Origin of the sequence: Salinibacterium sp. GXW1014 (assembly GCF_044769865.1) — a bacterium.
Taxonomy (GTDB): domain Bacteria; phylum Actinomycetota; class Actinomycetes; order Actinomycetales; family Microbacteriaceae; genus Homoserinimonas.
Genome location: NZ_JBIZWA010000001.1, coordinates 91,030 through 107,835, shown reverse-complemented (window position 1 = coordinate 107,835; position 16,806 = coordinate 91,030). Strand labels below are relative to the sequence as shown.

16 protein-coding genes are annotated in these 16,806 nt (G+C 68.8%); 12 read left to right on the top strand and 4 right to left on the bottom strand.

Annotation, left to right across the window (positions count from 1 at the left end; genetic code table 11):
• The first annotated feature begins 93 nt into the window (after positions 1-93).
• Positions 94-1,863, top strand: a complete 1,770-nt coding sequence (locus ACIQK7_RS00530) for a proline--tRNA ligase (protein ID WP_403020134.1) — start codon at positions 94-96, stop codon at positions 1,861-1,863.
• A 161-nt stretch (positions 1,864-2,024) separates the two neighbouring features.
• The gene (locus ACIQK7_RS00525; protein ID WP_403020132.1) at positions 2,025-2,513 is read left to right on the top strand and encodes a hypothetical protein; all 489 of its coding nucleotides are present in this window, start codon (positions 2,025-2,027) and stop codon (positions 2,511-2,513) included.
• A gap of 139 nt (positions 2,514-2,652) precedes the next feature.
• On the opposite strand, the gene ACIQK7_RS00520 is transcribed toward ACIQK7_RS00525, so the two are convergent.
• The gene (locus ACIQK7_RS00520) at positions 2,653-4,119 is read right to left on the bottom strand and encodes an alanine/glycine:cation symporter family protein (protein WP_403020130.1); all 1,467 of its coding nucleotides are present in this window, start codon (positions 4,117-4,119) and stop codon (positions 2,653-2,655) included.
• 130 nt (positions 4,120-4,249) lie between these two features.
• Here ACIQK7_RS00520 and nusA point away from each other — a divergent pair, with 130 nt between their 5' ends.
• From nusA to rbfA, 4 genes are all read left to right on the top strand, one after another.
• Positions 4,250-5,245, top strand: coding sequence for a transcription termination factor NusA (nusA, locus tag ACIQK7_RS00515; protein WP_403020129.1), 996 nt, complete (start codon positions 4,250-4,252; stop codon positions 5,243-5,245).
• Positions 5,246-5,277: 32 nt separating this feature from the next.
• Entirely contained in the window at positions 5,278-5,556 is a 279-nt protein-coding gene (locus tag ACIQK7_RS00510) for a YlxR family protein (RefSeq protein ID WP_403020127.1), read from the top strand.
• A gap of 120 nt (positions 5,557-5,676) precedes the next feature.
• Entirely contained in the window at positions 5,677-8,376 is a 2,700-nt protein-coding gene (gene infB, locus ACIQK7_RS00505; RefSeq protein WP_403020125.1) for a translation initiation factor IF-2, read from the top strand.
• 69 nt (positions 8,377-8,445) lie between these two features.
• Positions 8,446-8,895 carry a 30S ribosome-binding factor RbfA gene (rbfA, locus tag ACIQK7_RS00500; RefSeq protein WP_403020124.1) on the top strand — a complete coding sequence of 150 codons (450 nt, stop codon included), beginning with the start codon at positions 8,446-8,448 and terminating at the stop codon, positions 8,893-8,895.
• Positions 8,896-8,898: 3 nt separating this feature from the next.
• On the opposite strand, the gene ACIQK7_RS00495 is transcribed toward rbfA, so the two are convergent.
• Positions 8,899-9,762 carry an A/G-specific adenine glycosylase gene (locus ACIQK7_RS00495; protein ID WP_403020122.1) on the bottom strand — a complete coding sequence of 288 codons (864 nt, stop codon included), beginning with the start codon at positions 9,760-9,762 and terminating at the stop codon, positions 8,899-8,901.
• Between the two features lie 46 nt (positions 9,763-9,808).
• Here ACIQK7_RS00495 and glsA point away from each other — a divergent pair, with 46 nt between their 5' ends.
• Positions 9,809-10,759: a glutaminase A gene (gene glsA / locus ACIQK7_RS00490; protein ID WP_403020121.1), complete on the top strand. Its 951-nt coding sequence runs from the start codon at positions 9,809-9,811 to the stop codon at positions 10,757-10,759.
• On the opposite strand, the gene ACIQK7_RS00485 is transcribed toward glsA, so the two are convergent.
• A complete protein-coding gene (locus tag ACIQK7_RS00485; RefSeq protein ID WP_403020119.1) occupies positions 10,760-11,752 on the bottom strand; it encodes a ketopantoate reductase family protein in 993 nt (330 codons plus the stop codon).
• Positions 11,753-11,809: 57 nt separating this feature from the next.
• Here ACIQK7_RS00485 and truB point away from each other — a divergent pair, with 57 nt between their 5' ends.
• From truB to ACIQK7_RS00460, 5 genes are read left to right on the top strand one after another with little or no spacing between them, the layout of a single operon-like run.
• A complete protein-coding gene (truB, locus tag ACIQK7_RS00480) occupies positions 11,810-12,727 on the top strand; it encodes a tRNA pseudouridine(55) synthase TruB (RefSeq protein ID WP_403020117.1) in 918 nt (305 codons plus the stop codon).
• A 38-nt stretch (positions 12,728-12,765) separates the two neighbouring features.
• Positions 12,766-13,134 carry a hypothetical protein gene (locus ACIQK7_RS00475; protein WP_403020115.1) on the top strand — a complete coding sequence of 123 codons (369 nt, stop codon included), beginning with the start codon at positions 12,766-12,768 and terminating at the stop codon, positions 13,132-13,134.
• 23 nt (positions 13,135-13,157) lie between these two features.
• A complete protein-coding gene (locus tag ACIQK7_RS00470; RefSeq protein WP_403020113.1) occupies positions 13,158-13,607 on the top strand; it encodes a hypothetical protein in 450 nt (149 codons plus the stop codon).
• Positions 13,608-13,609: 2 nt separating this feature from the next.
• Positions 13,610-14,551 carry a bifunctional riboflavin kinase/FAD synthetase gene (locus ACIQK7_RS00465; RefSeq protein WP_403020111.1) on the top strand — a complete coding sequence of 314 codons (942 nt, stop codon included), beginning with the start codon at positions 13,610-13,612 and terminating at the stop codon, positions 14,549-14,551.
• A complete protein-coding gene (locus ACIQK7_RS00460; RefSeq protein ID WP_403020109.1) occupies positions 14,548-15,840 on the top strand; it encodes an MFS transporter in 1,293 nt (430 codons plus the stop codon). The genes ACIQK7_RS00465 and ACIQK7_RS00460 overlap by 4 nt, the downstream gene beginning before the upstream one ends.
• Here ACIQK7_RS00460 and ACIQK7_RS00455 read toward each other — a convergent pair.
• Positions 15,790-16,701, bottom strand: coding sequence for an ROK family protein (locus tag ACIQK7_RS00455; RefSeq protein WP_403020106.1), 912 nt, complete (start codon positions 16,699-16,701; stop codon positions 15,790-15,792). The two genes, ACIQK7_RS00460 and ACIQK7_RS00455, sit on opposite strands and share 51 nt — an antisense overlap.
• Positions 16,702-16,806: the final 105 nt, after the last annotated feature.

Genomic DNA, 16,806 nt, shown 5'->3' with positions numbered 1-16,806 from the left:
CTTGGCTTTCACAATTCAGGACTTGGCTTTCACAATTCAGGATGCTGGGCCCACCGTCCCGAATCGTGAGAGGGCGGCGGTAAGTTTGTAGTCGTGTCTACACGCCTCTCCCAACTCTTTGTCCGCACCCTCCGCGAGGACCCCGTCGACGCGGAGGTGACGAGCCACAGGCTCCTCGTCCGCGCTGGCTACATCCGACGCCAGGCCCCGGGGGTCTTCTCCTGGCTGCCGCTGGGCCTCAAGGTGCGCCGCAAGGTCGAGCAGGTCGTGCGCGAGGAGATGGAGGCGGCGGGCGCCCAGGAGGTGCTCTTCCCCGCACTCCTGCCGCGCGAGCCCTACGAGGCGACCGGTCGCTGGACCGAGTACGGCGACAACCTCTTCCGTCTCAAGGACCGCAAGGGCGCCGACTACCTGCTCGCGCCCACGCACGAGGAGGTCTTCACCCTCGCGGTCAAGGACCTCTACTCGAGTTACAAGGACCTGCCGCTCACGATCTTCCAGATCCAGGACAAGTACCGCGATGAGGCGCGCCCCCGCGCGGGCATTCTGCGCGGACGCGAGTTCTCGATGAAGGACGCGTACTCCTTCGACTACACCGACGAGGGGCTGGATGTCTCGTACCAGGCCCAGCGCGATGCCTACGAGCGCATCTTCGCGCGCCTGGGCCTCGAGGTCGTCATCGTGAAGGCGGATGCTGGCGCCATGGGTGGCTCGCGAAGCGAGGAGTTCCTTCACCCGACGCCCATCGGTGAGGACACCTTCGTGCGTTCGGCCGGCGGTTACGCGGCCAACGTCGAGGCCTTTGCGACGACGCCGCCCGAGCCGCTGCCCTTCGATGAGCACGGCACCCCGACCGTCTTCGATTCGCCCAACACGCCCACGATTGAGACGCTGGTCGCGCTCGTCAACGAGCAGCACCCGCGCGAGGACCGCCCCTGGACGGCCGCCGACACCCTGAAGAACGTCGTGCTGGCGCTCGTGTCGCCCGAGGGTGCGCGCGAGCTCGTTGTCGTGGGCCTCCCCGGCGACCGCGAGGTCGACCTGAAGCGCGCCGAGGCGGCGTTCGCGCCGGCCGAGGTGGAGGCGGCGACCGACGCCGACTTTGCCAAGAACCCCCTCCTCGTGCGCGGCTACATCGGCCCCTGGTCGGCCGAGGGACCCGTGCTGGGCGAGGCCTCGTTCACGGGCATCCGCTATCTTCTCGACCCCCGCGTTGTCGAGGGCACCCAGTGGGTCACGGGCGCGAACGAGTCCGAGAAGCACGTGCTGGGTCTCACAGCTGGCCGCGACTTCATCTCCGACGAGATCGTCGACATCGCCGAGGTGCGCGAGGGTGACGGAGCTCCGGATGGCTCGGGGCCCGTCGAGCTCGCCCGCGGCATGGAGCTCGGCCACGTGTTCCAGCTCGGCCGCAAGTATGCGGAGGCGCTTGGTCTCAAGGTGCTCGACGAGAACGGCAAGCTCGTGACGGTCACGATGGGCTCCTACGGCATCGGCGTCACGCGCGCCCTCGCCGCGATCGCGGAGCTCAACAACGACGGCCGCGGCCTCATCTGGCCACGCTCGGTCGCCCCCTTCGACGTGCATGTCGTCGCGGCGACGAAGGACGAGACCGTCTACGGCGTCGCCGAGCAGCTCGTCGCCGACCTCGAGGCGACGGGGGCCGACGTGCTCTTCGACGACCGCCTCAAGGTCTCACCTGGCGTCAAGTTCGGCGACGCGGAGCTCATCGGCGTGCCGATCATCGTCGTGGTCGGCAAGGGCGCTGCGGATGGCACGGTCGAGCTCTGGGACCGTCGCACGGGCGTCAAGACCCCCACCCCGATCGCGGAGCTCGTCGAGGCCTACAAGTCCCTCGACTGACCCTCTGTTCCACCGTGGGTTGAGTAGGCCCGCCAGGGCCGCATCGACACCGCACCGCTACGGTTCCCGTCCCGCGCTACAGCAATCGCTGTAGCGCGAGACGGAAACAGTAGCGCTGGCGACCCTGTCGCCCCCGTGGCGGTCCCCGCTAGGCTCGCGCCATGCTCGTCTTCAGGCGCTACCGGCGGATGCTCGTGCGCGCGTTCCAGGTCGCACTTGCCTCGGGCGTGGTGTTGGGCTTCGGTTTCGGGGGAGGGATGCTCGCCACGAACCCCGCCGGGTTCCTCGGGATCACCGTCCTGTTCATCGTCCTCTGCAGTCTGGTTGCTGTCGCGGCGCTGCTCGGTGCTTTCGCCGCCGTCTGGCTCGGTGACCGGCGCATCGAGCAGAGTCCCGGTCGTCGGGTCGCGCTGTCGGTCTTGGGTGCGGGCCTCGGGGTGGCTGTCCTGGCCACGATCCTCAGCCTTGTTGACGCCGTCACCTTCGGTGACCCCTCTGGCCTCTACCTCTCGGTGAGCGTGTTCTGCGCGGTCGTTGCCGCTGCGTGCGCGGGCTTCATGGCGTCCTTCGTGGAGTTCCCGGGCGCCGACAGTGCAGACGTCGACCATGACGCGACGGCTGAGGATGCGGCTGCCACGCCCACTCCGTGACCGCCAGCACCAGAACCATCCGGCCCCGACGCGACATCATCCACGGATGACTGGGTTTCGGACAAATGACTGCGCCGCGGCACGATCATCTGTCCGAAACCCAGTCATTCGTCGCAAAGGAGCGCGCCCGCGCGACCAGTCAGCGCCGCCGCGGCGCACGCGGCACCGCGACCGGCCCCGTGACCGTGTCGGCGTCCTGCCAGAACTCGACGTTCTTCAGCCCCGGCACCTGGTCCTGCGTGAAGACGGGGTCCTTGCCGGCGCGACGCTGTTCGCTGTAGTTGCGAAGCAGTTTGAGCACGATGCCGGAGAGCAGCCCGATCGCAACGAGGTTGACGAGGGCCATGACGCCCATCATCCCGTCGGCCATGGTCCAGATGAGCGAGGTGGATGCCACGGAGCCGCCGAGCACGGCGACGACAGCGAGCGCGCGGTAGCCCGTGAGCACCTTGGCGTTTGTCGTGATGAACTCGATGTTCGCCTCGCCGTAGTAGTAGTTGCCGAGGATGGAGCTGAAGGCGAGCAGGAAGATGATGACGCTCAGCAGCACGGATGCCCACGAGCCGAGGTTCGCGACCATGGCGTCCTGCGTCGTGCTGATGCCTTCTTCGAGCGAGCCGAGGTCGGGGTTCGACACGAGGATGATGAACGCCGTGATGGAGCAGACGAGGAAGGTGTCGAAGTAGACGCCGAGGGTCTGCACGAGGCCCTGCTTGACGGGGTGGGTCACGGCGGCGGATGCTCCCGCGTTGGGCGCCGATCCGAGGCCGGCCTCGTTGGAGAACATGCCGCGCTGCACCCCGGTCAGGATGATCGTGCCGATGAGTCCGCCCGCGACTTCCTGGAATCCGAAGGCACCCGCGAAGATCTGTCCGAACACGCGCGGCACCTCGCCGACGTTGAGGGCGACGATGACGATGCCGACGGCGAGGTAGATGAGCGCCATCGCCGGCACGACCGACTGGGTGACGGATGCGATGCGACGGATGCCGCCGAACACGACGAGCCCCGTCAACACTGCGAGGGCGACGCCGACGACCCAGGCGACGGCCGTCGTGTCGCCGCCGAAGGTTGAGGAGAAGCTCGCGCTGATGGTGTTGGCCTGCAGGGAGCTGAATGCGAAGGGGAAGCAGATGATGAGCACGACGGCGAAGAGGATGCCGGCCCAGCGGGCGCCGAGGCCGCGCTCGATGTAGTACGCCGGTCCGCCGCGGAATGCGTCGCGGTCCTTGACCTTGTAGAGCTGCCCCAGGGTCGACTCGACGAAGCTCGATGCGCCGCCGATGAAGGCCATCAGCCACATCCAGAACACCGCCCCCGGCCCGCCGACCGCGATGGCCGTGCCGACGCCCGCGATGTTGCCGACGCCGACGCGGGATGCTGCCGAGACCGTGAACGCCTGGAACGCGCTGATCGACTGCGCCTTGCCCGAGGCATCCGTCGGCGTCTTGTTGGTGAGGGTGCGGATCATGTCGGGGATCATGCGGAACTGCACGACGCCCGTGCGGATGGTGAAGTAGAGCCCCAGGCCGACGACGACTGGCAGCACGATCCACGTCCACAGTTGGCCGCCAGCGGCCCCGATGATCTCCTCGAGTGTGTCCATGCGGCAAACGCTAGTCACGCAGCACCCTCACCGGGAGGTCTCGGCGGATATTCACGCGAGTCTCCGGTACCGTAGTCGAGGACCTGCGTGGTGGTTGCGCGGGCGGAGAGCTGAATAGTGGAGGTCCTCGGTGGACATTGACCTGAGCGTGTTGCGACTGATGGAGCGCGAGCGCGAGATCCCCTTCGAGGAGCTTGTCCAGATCATCGAGCAGGCGATCCTCACGGCCTACCTCAAGCACACGGCACCAGCGGATGCCAAGACCGACGACCCGGGCCGCGCTCGCGTCGAGCTGAACCGCAAGACGGGCCACGTGAGTGTCTTCGTTCCCGAGTTCGACAACGACGGCAATGTGATCGGCGAGGCGGAGGACAGCCCGAGCGACTTCGGCCGCATCGCCGCCTTCGCGGCCAAGCAGGTCATCAACCAGCGGCTTCGGGACATTGCGGATGATGCGGTGCTCGGTGAGTTCAAGGCCCGCGAGGGCGACATCATCGCCGGTGTCGTGCAGCAGGGGCCGAACCCCCGCATGATCCACGTCGACCTCGGCACGATCGAGGCGATCCTGCCGCCCGAGGAGCAGGTGCCGGGCGAGGACTACGCCCACGGTTCGCGCCTCCGCGTCTATGTGACGAGCGTCAGCAAGGGGCTCAAGGGGCCGCAGATCACGGTCTCGCGCACGCACCCCTCGCTCGTGCGCAAGCTCTTCGCGCTTGAGGTCCCCGAGATTGCGAGCGGCATCGTCGAGATCGTCTCCCTCGCCCGCGAGGCGGGGCACCGCACGAAGATCGCGGTGAAGGCCAATGAGCCGGGCATCAACGCGAAGGGTGCCTGCATCGGCGAGTTGGGGCAGCGCGTCCGCGCCGTCACGGCGGAACTCAACAACGAGAAGATCGACATCGTCGACTTCTCGGAAGACCTCGCGACCTTCGTGTCGAATGCGCTCTCGCCCGCCAAGGTCAGTTCCGCCTTCGTGATCGACCAGGCGACGAAGGCGGTGCGGGCGCTCGTTCCCGACTACCAGCTCTCGCTGGCGATCGGCAAGGAGGGCCAGAACGCCCGCCTCGCCGCGAAGCTGACTGGCGCGCGCATCGACATCCAGCCGGACAGCATCCTCGAAGACTGAAGCCGGGGGAGCCACAGCCTCAAGGGGGTAGTATGGAACCCGTAAGAACGTGCCTCGGCTGCCGTGGGCGTGCTCCTGCTTCCTCCCTTGTGAGGTTCGTGGCGCGCGATGGCATCGTGGTGGCGGATGCTTCGGCTTCGCTTCCCGGCCGTGGTGCCTGGTTGCATCCCACTGTGGAATGCGTCGACAGTTCCCTCAAGCGCAGGGCCTTCGGGCGGGCGCTGAGGGCTGGCGGGGCACTCGATACATCCGGGGTCAAGCAGTCCGTCCTTGCACTTCACCAGTCGGAGCCTCCCCATGGGGCTCCCTAACGAAACGGCTGAACGAAACAGTGACACACAATGCGTGACAACTAATGAGCGGCTCGAAATGAGACCCGTACTCAAGTGATGGCCTGCTCCTGTCCGGAGTAGGCCCGAGACAGGAGAATTGTGGCGAAACCACGCGTGCACGAGATCGCGGCAGAACTCGGCATAGAAAGCAAGCAAGCACTCGAGAAGCTGAAGGAACTTGGCGAGTTCGTCAAGGGCCCATCCTCGAGCATCGAACCCCCAGTGGCCCGTAAGCTTCGGCAGGCATTCGAGGCGGAGGGCGTCAAGCCCCCGGCCAAGGACGCCGCGCCGAAGGCTGACTCCTCGGCCAAGCCGGCTGCGAGCAAGCCCGCCCCTGCGCCTGCTCCGGCTCCGGAGAAGCCAGCCGCCCCGGCGGCTGAGACCCCGGCGCCAGAGGCCCAGGCAGCACAGGCCCCGGCCAAGCCCGCTGCGGAGAAGCCCGACTCGGGTGCGACTCCGCCTGCGGGTGGTGCGCCCACCCCGGGTGCCCCGCGCCCCGGTGGTGCCCGCCCAGGCAATAACCCCTTCGCGAGCACGCAGGGCATGCAGCGCCCCGGCGCTCCGCGCCCGGGCACGCCGCGTCCCGGCAACAACCCCTACGCGAGCACGCAGGGTATGAACACCCGGCCGACGCCGGCGAACATCCCTCGTCCCGCGGCTCCCCGTCCCGGCAGCCCGCGTCCCGGCGCGCCGCGCCCGGCTGGCGCTGGTCGTCCCGGCGGTGCCGGTGGCTTCCGTCCCGGCGGCCCCGGTCGGCCCGGCGGTGCCGGTGGCTTCCGTCCCGGCGCTCCCGGTGGAGCTCCCGCTGGTGGCTTCGGCCCGCCCCGCCCGGGTGGCGGCGGCCGCGGTCGTGGTCCCGGTGGTGGCACGGCTGGTGCCTTCGGCCGCGGTGGCGGCAAGAGCAAGGCTCGCAAGTCGAAGCGTACGAAGCGGGCAGAGTTCGAGATGCGGGAGGCTCCGTCGCTCGGCGGCGTGAGTGTTCCCCGCGGTGACGGCAACACGGTCATCCGCCTGCGCCGCGGCGCCTCGATCACGGACTTCGCCGACAAGATCGATGCGAGCCCCGGCAACCTCGTGACGGTGCTGTTCCACCTCGGTGAGATGGCGACCGCGACGGAGTCGCTCGACGAGGCCACCTTCGAGGTGCTCGGCGAGGAGCTCGGCTACAAGATTCAGATCGTCTCGCCTGAGGACGAAGACCGCGAGCTGCTCGAGGGTTTCTCGATCGATCTCGACCAGGAGCTTGAAGACGAGAGCGACGAAGACCTCATGGCGCGACCCCCCGTGGTCACGGTCATGGGTCACGTCGACCACGGTAAGACGAAGCTGCTCGACGCGATCCGCAACACGAGCGTCGGCGCTGGTGAGGCCGGTGGCATCACGCAGCACATCGGTGCCTACCAGGTGCAGGCCGAGCACGAGGGTGTCGACCGCAAGATCACCTTCATCGACACACCCGGTCACGAGGCCTTCACCGCCATGCGTGCCCGTGGTGCGCAGGTCACCGACATCGCGATCCTCGTGGTCGCGGCCGACGACGGCATCATGCCGCAGACGGTTGAGGCCCTGAACCACGCGCAATCGGCCAATGTGCCGATCGTCGTCGCGGTCAACAAGGTCGACAAGGAGGGGGCAAACCCCGCCAAGGTGCGCCAGCAGCTCACCGAGTTCGGTCTGGTTGCCGAGGAGTATGGCGGCGACACGATGTTCGTCGACGTCTCGGCGCTCCAGCGCAAGGGCATCGACACGTTGCTCGACGCGGTGCTCCTGACGGCAGACGCGGGCCTCGACCTGCGTGCCAACCCGTCGAAGGATGCCCGCGGTGTTGCGATCGAGGCCAAGCTTGACAAGGGCCGTGGTGCGGTCGCGACCGTGCTCATCCAGTCGGGAACGCTCCGCGTTGGTGACCCCATCGTGGCGGGCACGGCCTATGGCCGCGTTCGTGCGATGTTCGATGAGAACGGCGAGAACGTGACTGAGGCCACCCCGGCCCGCCCTGTTGCGGTGCTCGGTCTCACCTCGGTACCTCGCGCCGGTGACACGTTCCTTGTCACGGACGATGACCGCACGGCCCGTCAGATCGCTGAGAAGCGTGAGGCGGTCGAGCGCAACGCGACGCTGGCTCGCAGCCGCAAGCGCCTCAGCCTTGAGGACTTCACGAAGGCCCTCGAAGATGGCAAGGTCGAGTCGCTCAACCTCATCATCAAGGGTGATGTCTCGGGTGCCGTTGAGGCCCTCGAGGAGTCGCTCATGGATATCGAGGTCGACGACTCGGTGCAGCTGCGCATCATCCACCGTGGTGTGGGTGCTGTCACGGAGAGCGACGTCAACCTGGCGACGATCGACAACGCGATCATCATCGGCTTCAACGTGCGCCCCGACCCGAAGGCACGCGAGCGTGCCACTCGCGAGGGTGTCGATGTGCGGTTCTACAACGTCATCTACAGCGCACTGGAGGATGTCGAGAGCTCGCTCAAGGGCATGCTCAAGCCGGAGTACGAAGAAGTTCAGTCGGGTGTCGCCGAGATCCGCGAGATCTTCCGCTCCTCGAAGTTCGGCAACATCGCCGGTGTCATCGTGCGGTCGGGAACGATCACGCGAAACGCCAAGGCACGCGTCATCCGCGAGGGTGTCGTCGTGGGCGACAACCTGGCGATCGAGTCGCTGCGTCGTTTCAAGGACGACGTCACCGAGGTCAAGACGGACTTCGAGGCCGGTATCGGTCTCGGCAAGTTCAACGACATCCAGATCGGTGACGAGATCGAGACGATCGAGATGAAGGAGAAGCCGCGGGCATAGGGCCCAGCGGCACGGTGGGTGCCGTCGACGAAGGTCGGCGGCACCCACTCACAGTCTTAGGAGAAGGCAATGGCTGACCCGACACGGGCCGCCCGCATGGCGGACCACATCAAGCAGATCGTGGCTCGACGTCTCGAGCGTGGCCTCCGCGACCCGCGGCTCGGCTTCGTGACGATCACGGATGTGCGGGTGACGGGCGACCTGCAGCACGCGAGCATCTTCTACACGGTCTATGGCTCCGACGAGGAGCGGGCCGATTCGGCTGCGGCCCTCAAGTCGGCGACGGGGATGCTGCGGAGTGAGGTCGGCAAGAACCTCACGTCGCGCCTCACCCCGACGATCGAGTTCATCGCGGATGCCCTCCCCGAGAACGCCAAGCACCTCGATGAGCTCCTCGCGGAGGCTCGCCGGCGCGACGAGGAGATTGAGCGCCAGAAGGCGACGGCGAAGTATGCGGGTGACGAGGATCCCTACGTCAAGCCCCGCGTCATCGACGAGGACGACGACGAGGAGCGCTAGCGCTCACGGCAGCTCGTAGCCGCCGTCGACCTGCACGAGCAGGCCGTCACGCAGGAGCCCCGCGAGCGCCCGCTCACGTTGCCCGGCATCCGCCCACAGTCCTGCGATCTCTGCGGGCGTGACGGGGACGTCTGCCGCGCGCACCTCGCGCATGATGAGGCCGCGCACCTGCCGGTCGCTGCCCTCGAATCGAGCCTGCGTTCGCACCTTGGGGCCGTCGTATTCGGGATAGCCCGCGGCACGCCACGCGCACTGCGCCGCGATCGGACACGCCTCGCAGAGCGGGCTTCGCGCCGTGCAGACGATCGCGCCGAGCTCCATCACGGCCGCGTTGGTGATGCGGGCGGCCGCGTCATCCGCCGGCAGGAGCGCATCCATGGCGGCGAGGTCCCTGCGCGTCGAGGGCGGGCCTGCCTGCGCCTTGCCATCGACGGCGCGCGCGATGACCCTTCGCACGTTGGTGTCGACGACCGGATGCCGGTGGCCATAGGCGAAGACGGCGACTGCCCGCGCCGTGTAGTCGCCGACGCCCGGGAGGGCGAGGAGCTCATCGACGTCCTCGGGCACGACACCGCCGTGCCGTTCGCTGATTGCCGTCGCGGCGGCGTGGAGGGCGAGCGCGCGGCGCGGGTAGCCGAGGCGGTCCCAGGCCCGCACGGCGTCTCCGGGCGGGGACGCGGCGAGGTCGGCGGGCGTCGGCCAGCGCTCGAGCCACTGGGCCAGTCGGGGGATGACCCGCGCAACCTGGGTCTGTTGCAGCATGATCTCGCTCACGAGCGTTCCCCACGCTGTGAACCCTGGTTCGCGCCACGGGAGGTCGCGGCCGTGCTCCTCGAACCATTCGTTCACGGCCCGGCTGATCGTCACCGCCCAAGCCTAGGCTGCTCGCGACATCCGGTGCTTGACTGGGCGCATGACCAACACCCTCGCTCGTGCCGCCGCCCGCTACGACCTGGGGGCGCTACACCGCGAACTCGTGGAGGAGCACGGGGGCGAGGTCGACGACAGCGTGCCGCAGCTGGCTGAGGCCGATCCGAATGCCTTTGGCATCGCCCTTGCTCTTCCTGACGGCGACGTGCGCTCGGTCGGCAACGCCCGCGACGAGTTCTCGATGCAGTCGGCGGTCAAGCCCTTCGTTTACGCGCTCGCGCTGCGCGACAACTACGACGCGGTGCACGAGGAGGTGGGCACGGAGCCGACGGGGGAGTCCTTCGATGCCGTGCTGCTGGAGGAGGACACCGGTCGGCCCCCGAACCCCATGGTGAACGCGGGCGCGATCTACACGGCGAACCTTGTCGAGGGTTCGGATGCCCGTGCCAAGCGCGAGCGCATCTTGGTGGGTCTCTCGGCGTTCGCGGGTCGCGAGCTCCGCGTCGACGAGGGCGTCGCTGAGGCGGAGCAGGAGAAAGGCGATCGCAACCGGGCGCTCGCGTACCTGATGCGCTCGATGGGCACGCTCGACCCCGGGGTGGATGAGGCACTCGAGGTGTACGCGGCAGCCTGTGCAGTCTTGGTCGATACCGAGGTGCTTGCCGTCATGGGGGCAACGCTCGCGTTCGGCGGGCGCAATCCGCGCACGGGGGAGCAGGTCGTCTCCCGGCGGGTCGTGACGGATGTGCTGAGCGTCATGGCTACCTGCGGCATGTATGACGGCTCGGGTCGTTGGCTGCGCAGGGTGGGCCTCCCCGCCAAGTCGGGCGTCGCGGGTGGCCTCGTGGCGTCGGTGCAGGGCGTCGCGGGTATCGGCGTCTACAGCCCGCCGCTCGACCCCGTCGGCAACAGTGTGCGGGGCGTGCGTGTGTGCGAGCGCCTCTCGGCTGACCTCGGCCTCCACGTCTTCGACCGGGAGCTCGACCCGTCCTGATCAGACGGCGACCGCGCTGAGTGTTTCCTCCGCCGTGAGGAAGTGCCCGCTCCCCTCGACCTCGTGCACGAGCTCGGCCAGTCGTGCGTTGATGGGTGCTTGCCTCCCGATGCGATGCGCCTCGGCAACGACGGCCCCGTTGAGGTAGTCGATCTCGCTCAACTGCCCGCGGCGGATGCTCTGCAGCGTCGAGCCCGGGTTCGGCACCTCGCCCAGGTAGTCGGCGATGAAGCGGGGGAGTGCCTCGGATGCCGCGGGCTCGGCATCCGCGATGCCCTCGAGCATCTCGTGCGTGACCCCGTTGACCTCCTCGAAGCGCACGCCGTCGGCGAGGGCGATGCGCACGGCCTCCCGCATGCTGAGCGCCATGATGCGGCGCAGCCCGTCGTGCGCGACGACCTCCTGCACGCTGAGGTTCGTGATGGCGGGCAGCGCGTTGACCTGGTTGATCACGAGCTTGGTCCAGCGTGCGCCCGCGAACCCTTCGACGACCGTCACGGGCAGCGCATCGCCGAGCACGGCCGCCGCGGCGTGGGCCGGCGCGGGGTCGCCCTCGAGCATCCCGAGCCAGGTGCCGGCCGGTGCCGTGACGACGACGTCGCCAGGGGAGCGGTAGGTCGCGGCGATGAGGGAGAGGGCACCGATCACGGGGGAGTCGGGCAGCAGCTGTTGCACGGCTTCGATGCCGCCGAGCCCGTTCTGCCACACCACGACGGGTACCCCGCCCAGGAGCTCTGCATTGGCGGCGACGGCGGCCGCGGCATCCATCGCCTTGGTGGCCACGATCGCCAGCTCGGGAACGCGCGTCAGCGCTTCGCCCGCCCCGACTCGGGCCGTGTGTTCGCCCCAGCCGCCGCTGAGCCGGATGCCGTGCTCGCGGATCGCCTCGAGCCCAGCCCCGCGGGCGGTCACCTCGACGTCGTGCCCTGCGCGGTCGAGCAGGGCGGCGATGGTTCCCCCCATGGCGCCTGCCCCGAGCACCGCGATCTGCATGCCCCAACCCTATTGCCGCCCGGGCCGCGGTGCCGCCGGGTAGCGTGGTCTCCCGTGATGAGCAACGCCCCCGATACTCCGCGCTCCGGCATCCTCCTCGTCGACAAGCCCCAGGGCATCACGAGTCACGACGCGGTCTCGCGCACCCGGCGCCTCGCCGGCACCAAGAAGGTGGGCCACGCGGGCACGCTCGACCCCATGGCGACGGGCCTGCTCATGCTCGGCATCGGCAGCTCGACGCGCCTCTTGACCTTCCTCGTGGGCCTCGACAAGGAGTACACCGCGACCATCCGGCTGGGCGCCTCGACGACGACGGACGACGCCGAGGGCGAGACGATCGCGACGACGGATGCCACGGGCCTCGACCCGGCCCGCATCGCGGAGGGCATCGCCAGGCTCACGGGCCCCATCGAGCAGGTGCCGAGCACGGTCAGCGCGATCAAGGTGAACGGCAAGCGCGCCTACGCGCTGGCGCGGGCTGGCGAGGAGGTTGAGCTCAAGGCGAGGGGCGTCACGATCTTCGCCTTCGAAGTGCTCGGCGAACCCCGCCCAGCGGGCCAGGCGCTCGACCTCGACGTGCGCGTCGTGTGTTCCTCGGGCACCTACATCCGCGCCCTCGCCCGCGACCTCGGCGGCGACCTCGGCGTCGGCGGGCACCTCACGGCCCTGCGCCGCACGCGGGTGGGGCCCTTCTCGGTCGCCGATGCCCTCGTGCTGCCCGAGCGCGGCGTCGAACTCGACATCGCGCCCCTCCTGCGCGAGGCAGCGGATGTCGCGGCCACCCTCTTCCCGACGATTGACGCCGACGCCGACACCGTGCGCGCGCTCGAGAACGGGCAGCGGGTCGAGCTGCCAGGGGCCGAGACATCCGCTGATCCCGTCGCGGTCATCGCGCCTGACGGCCATCTCGTCGGCCTCGTGACGATCAAGGCGGGCCGGGCACGCGTGCTCGTGAACTTTCCGACCGGTGCCTGACGCCGGGCGAGCGCGCTCGCATCTGCAAGGATTGACGCATGGTTGAGTGGTTCACGGTCGTGCAGGTGGCGGTTGCGGTCGCCGCCGGGCTCTTCTGCCTCGTCGCGGGCCTCATGGGCCGGCTGCCCAACGACCTCACCCTCGGCGCAACCGCCGTCGTGTTCGTGTTCCTGCTCGGCCAGGTCGTTGTCGCGCTCATCGCGCCCGTCGTGGGCAATGTGGCGTCCGGCAGCCTGCTGGAGTTCTGGACCTACCTCGTCTCCGCCGTGCTGCTGCCGCCGCTCGCGGGCTTTTGGGCCCTCATCGAGCGCAATCGGTGGAGCAACGTGATCCTCGGTGTCGTGTGCCTGGCCGTCGCGGTCATGGTGTGGCGTATGAACGAGATCTGGTTCGTGCAGGTTGCCTGATTCCATCGCCTAAAGTTGGAGGGATGCCTCCTCACTCCTCTTCGCGCGCGGTCGGCGTCGGCCGCGTGCTCATCGCTGTCTACGGCATCCTCGCCCTTGCGGCGACGGCGCGTTCGGTGGTGCAGATCATCGAGCGCTTCGACGAGGCGCCGCTCGCCTACGTGCTCTCCGCCGTCTCCGCTGTCGTATACATCGCGGCAACCGCCGCACTCCTCGGGCGCGGGCGCACCTGGTATCTCGTGGCCCTCGTCGCGATCATCTTCGAGCTCGTTGGCGTGCTCGCGGTCGGCACGCTGAGCCTCACGATGCCGGAGCTCTTCGCACACCCCTCGGTCTGGTCGTGGTTCGGCGCCGGCTACGTGTTCATCCCGCTCGTGCTGCCGATCCTCGGTCTGATCTGGCTGGCGAAGCGCCGCGGTGACATCGAGACATCCGACGCGGTTGCGGTGGGCGACGCTGTGGGAGGTCGCTGACCATGGAGCGCTTCCGTTCCCTCGATGAGGTGCCGGCCGGCTTCGGCCCCAGTGCCGTCACGATCGGCAAGTTCGATGGTGTGCACGCGGGTCACCGTGCCGTCATCGGGGAGTTGCTGACGATGGCGGAGGCGCAGGGGCTCGTGCCGACGGTCGTGACCTTCGACCGGCATCCGCTCGCCCATCTCGACCCGGCTCGGGCTCCTGAGGCCCTCATCAGCACGGAGCAGAAGCTCGAACGACTCGAGGGCGCCGGCGTGCAGGCGACGCTGATCGTTGCCTTCGATGAGTCCTTCGCGGCGCAGACACCCGAGGAGTTTGTCGAGAACATCCTCGTGGGTGCGCTTGGCGCGCGTCTTGTCTTCGTTGGCAGTGATTTCCGCTACGGTCACCGTGGTGTGGGCACTGTCGAGACCCTGAAGCACGCAGGCCGCGTGCACGGCTTTGAGGTTCGCCTGGTCGATGACGTGCGCGCCGCCGAGGGTCGCCGGGCGTCGTCCACATGGATCCGGGAGGCGCTCGCGGCAGGCAACGTGCGAGAGGCGACCGAGGTGCTCGGCATGCAGCCCACGGTGCGCTCAGTTGTCGTCCCGGGCGAGAAGCGCGGGCGTGAGCTCGGCTTTCCCACGGCAAACCTGCGGCCGCGGCCCGAGGGCTTCATTCCCGCCGACGGTGTCTATGCGGGCTGGCTCACGGTTGACGGCACAACCTACCCTGCGGCGATCTCGATCGGCAACAATCCGACCTTCGAGGGTGTGCCGGAGCGGCAGGTCGAGGCCTACGTGCTCGACCAGGACATCGATCTCTATGGGCGCACGGTCGAGGTCACCTTCACCGAACGCCTGCGCGGCATGGTGAAGTACACGACGGTCGAGGCGCTCATCGACCAGCTACGCGATGACGTGGCTGACACGCGACGGGTGCTGGGCCTCCCGCACTCGTGACGCATCCGGCCACACCGCTGCCGCTCTGGGCCGGGCGCACGGCGGCACTCATCGGCATCCTGCTCGTCGCGTTCAACGTGCGCACGGCGGTCTCGGCGATCGCTCCCGTTGCGCTCGACATCGCCCAGGATGTGACGCTCGGCTCAATCCAGCTGGGCATTATCGGCACCGTCCCACCCATCGCCTTCGCTGCCTCGGCCCTCTTCGGGGCGGCGATCGCTCGGCGCTTCGGGGTGGAGCGGCTGCTCGCGGTGGCGATCATCGCGATGGTGCTCGGCCACGTGTTCCGTGCGGTGGCGCCGTCATTCTGGGTGTTGCTGCTCGGCACGATCGTCGCGCTCGCAGGCGCCGGCGTCGGCAACGTGCTGCTGCCGCCCCTCGTCAAGCGCTACTTTCCCGACCGCATCGGGTTGGTGACGGCGGTGTACGTCGGCATCGTGTCGGTCAGCGCGGCCGTGCCGTCGTCGATTGCTGCGCCGGTGACGGATGCCGCGGGCTGGCGCACCTCGCTCGCCGTCTGGGCTGTCTCGGCGCTCGTGTGCCTGCTGCCGTGGCTCGTGATCCTGCTCCGTCACCGTCGCGCATGCGCTGCCCAGTCTGACGCGCCGGCGCCGCCAGCTCCGCGGATCCCGGCGGGAATCTGGCGTTCCCGGGTCGCCTGGGCCGTCGCCCTGACCTTCTCGTTGTCGTCGGCACACGTGTACTCGGCGTTTGCATGGCTTCCGCTCCTCCTTGTCGAGAAGACGGGAGTGGGCGAGGCGGAGGCAGGGGCCATGCTGGGCGTGTATGCGCTCATCGGGCTTCCGGCGGCCCTCGTGATCCCGCCGCTCGCGAGCCGCCTGCGCAATGTTGGCGTGCTGCTGTACGCCGGAATCGTGTTCTTCCTGATCGGCTACGCAGGGCTGGTGTTCTTCCCGGTCGCCGCACCATGGCTGTGGGTTGTCGTCGCGGGTGCCGGGTCCATCACGTTCCCCTTGTCGCTCACCCTCGTGAACCTGCGCACGCGCACGCAGGCCGGCTCCGTCGCGCTGAGTGGCTTCGCGCAGGGCGTCGGCTACACGGTCGCGGCGCTCGGGCCCTTCCTGTTCGCCCTGCTTCATGATGTGAGCGGCGGATGGGACCTGCCGCTGTACTACCTCATGGCGACGGCGGTGCTCACGGCGGTTGTCGGTCGCCAACTGGGGCGCCCGACCATGCTCGAGGATGAACTCGAGGCGCGTGCGCTGGCAGCGCCCGCCTCAGGCGCGGTGGATGAGCGCCGCGGCGCCGATGAGGGGCCCCTCGCCTGAGAGCGCGGAGGGCGTCACGCGCACCTTCTCGACGAAGCTCCATCCGGTTCGCGGCAGCATCGCAGCCCTGATGTGGGTGAAGAGCTCTGGGGCCACGTGACTGAAGCCGCCGCCGATCGCGACGGCCTCGAGGTCGCAGAGGGCGGTCGCTGAGGCGATCGCGCGACCGAGCGCCGTGCCGGCCCGCTCGACGGCGGCACGGGCAACAGGGTCCCCGGCCGCATGGGCGGCCGCGAGGTCTTCTCCCGTGGCCCCCGTCCAGCCCTGGCGCTGGGCCCACTCGACCGTGCGCGGTCCTGATGCGATGGCCTCGAGGCATCCGGTGCCGCCACAGGCGCAGGGGTCGTCGAAGCCGCCGACCTCGAGGTGCCCGATGTGGCCTGCATTGCCGGTGGGGCCCTGGAAGGGGGTGCCGTCGACGATGAGTCCGCCGCCGACGCCCGTCGAGACGATCATGCCCATGCTGGTGCGGGTGCCGCGGGTGGCACCGACCCAGTGCTCGGCTAGAGCGATGCAGAGGCCGTCGATCGCGAGTCGCACGGGGGCATCAGGCACGAGGGCCTCGAGCTGTGCGCGGAGGGGGTGGTCGCGCCACGCGGGCACATTGAGCGGGCTGACACGGCCGGCATCCGCGTCGATCGGGCCGGCGCTGCCGATTCCCACGCCGACGATCTCGGCGTCGGCGGCGCTGGCGAGTGCCCGCATGCTGACAGATTCGACCGCATCGACGAGGGCGGCGGATGTCGCGTCCCGACCGGTCGCGGCCCGGTGCCGGCTGCCCGCCAGCACTGTGCCGCGCTCATCGACGAGTGCAGCCTCGACCTTGGTTCCTCCGAAGTCGACAGCGAGCGCGAGGGGCATGTGCCAAGGCTAGTGGCGGAGTGCCGCGAGGCGACTCTGCTCATATGAGCAGCGCTGGCTACGGATGTTGCCAAGCGCCGCAGCCGCACCTAGCCTTAGTAGCAC

What these genes read in the sequence shown, in the direction of transcription:
- truB (WP_403020117.1), top strand. Translation starts at nt 11,810, where the DNA reads ATGAGCAACGCCCCCGATACTCCGCGCTCCGGCATCCTCCTCGTCGAC.
- ACIQK7_RS00485 (WP_403020119.1), bottom strand. Translation starts at nt 11,752, where the DNA reads ATGCAGATCGCGGTGCTCGGGGCAGGCGCCATGGGGGGAACCATCGCC.
- ACIQK7_RS00510 (WP_403020127.1), top strand. Translation starts at nt 5,278, where the DNA reads ATGGAACCCGTAAGAACGTGCCTCGGCTGCCGTGGGCGTGCTCCTGCT.
- rbfA (WP_403020124.1), top strand. Translation starts at nt 8,446, where the DNA reads ATGGCTGACCCGACACGGGCCGCCCGCATGGCGGACCACATCAAGCAG.
- ACIQK7_RS00525 (WP_403020132.1), top strand. Translation starts at nt 2,025, where the DNA reads ATGCTCGTCTTCAGGCGCTACCGGCGGATGCTCGTGCGCGCGTTCCAG.
- ACIQK7_RS00520 (WP_403020130.1), bottom strand. Translation starts at nt 4,119, where the DNA reads ATGGACACACTCGAGGAGATCATCGGGGCCGCTGGCGGCCAACTGTGG.
- ACIQK7_RS00470 (WP_403020113.1), top strand. Translation starts at nt 13,158, where the DNA reads ATGCCTCCTCACTCCTCTTCGCGCGCGGTCGGCGTCGGCCGCGTGCTC.
- glsA (WP_403020121.1), top strand. Translation starts at nt 9,809, where the DNA reads ATGACCAACACCCTCGCTCGTGCCGCCGCCCGCTACGACCTGGGGGCG.
- ACIQK7_RS00455 (WP_403020106.1), bottom strand. Translation starts at nt 16,701, where the DNA reads ATGCCCCTCGCGCTCGCTGTCGACTTCGGAGGAACCAAGGTCGAGGCT.
- ACIQK7_RS00465 (WP_403020111.1), top strand. Translation starts at nt 13,610, where the DNA reads ATGGAGCGCTTCCGTTCCCTCGATGAGGTGCCGGCCGGCTTCGGCCCC.
- ACIQK7_RS00475 (WP_403020115.1), top strand. Translation starts at nt 12,766, where the DNA reads ATGGTTGAGTGGTTCACGGTCGTGCAGGTGGCGGTTGCGGTCGCCGCC.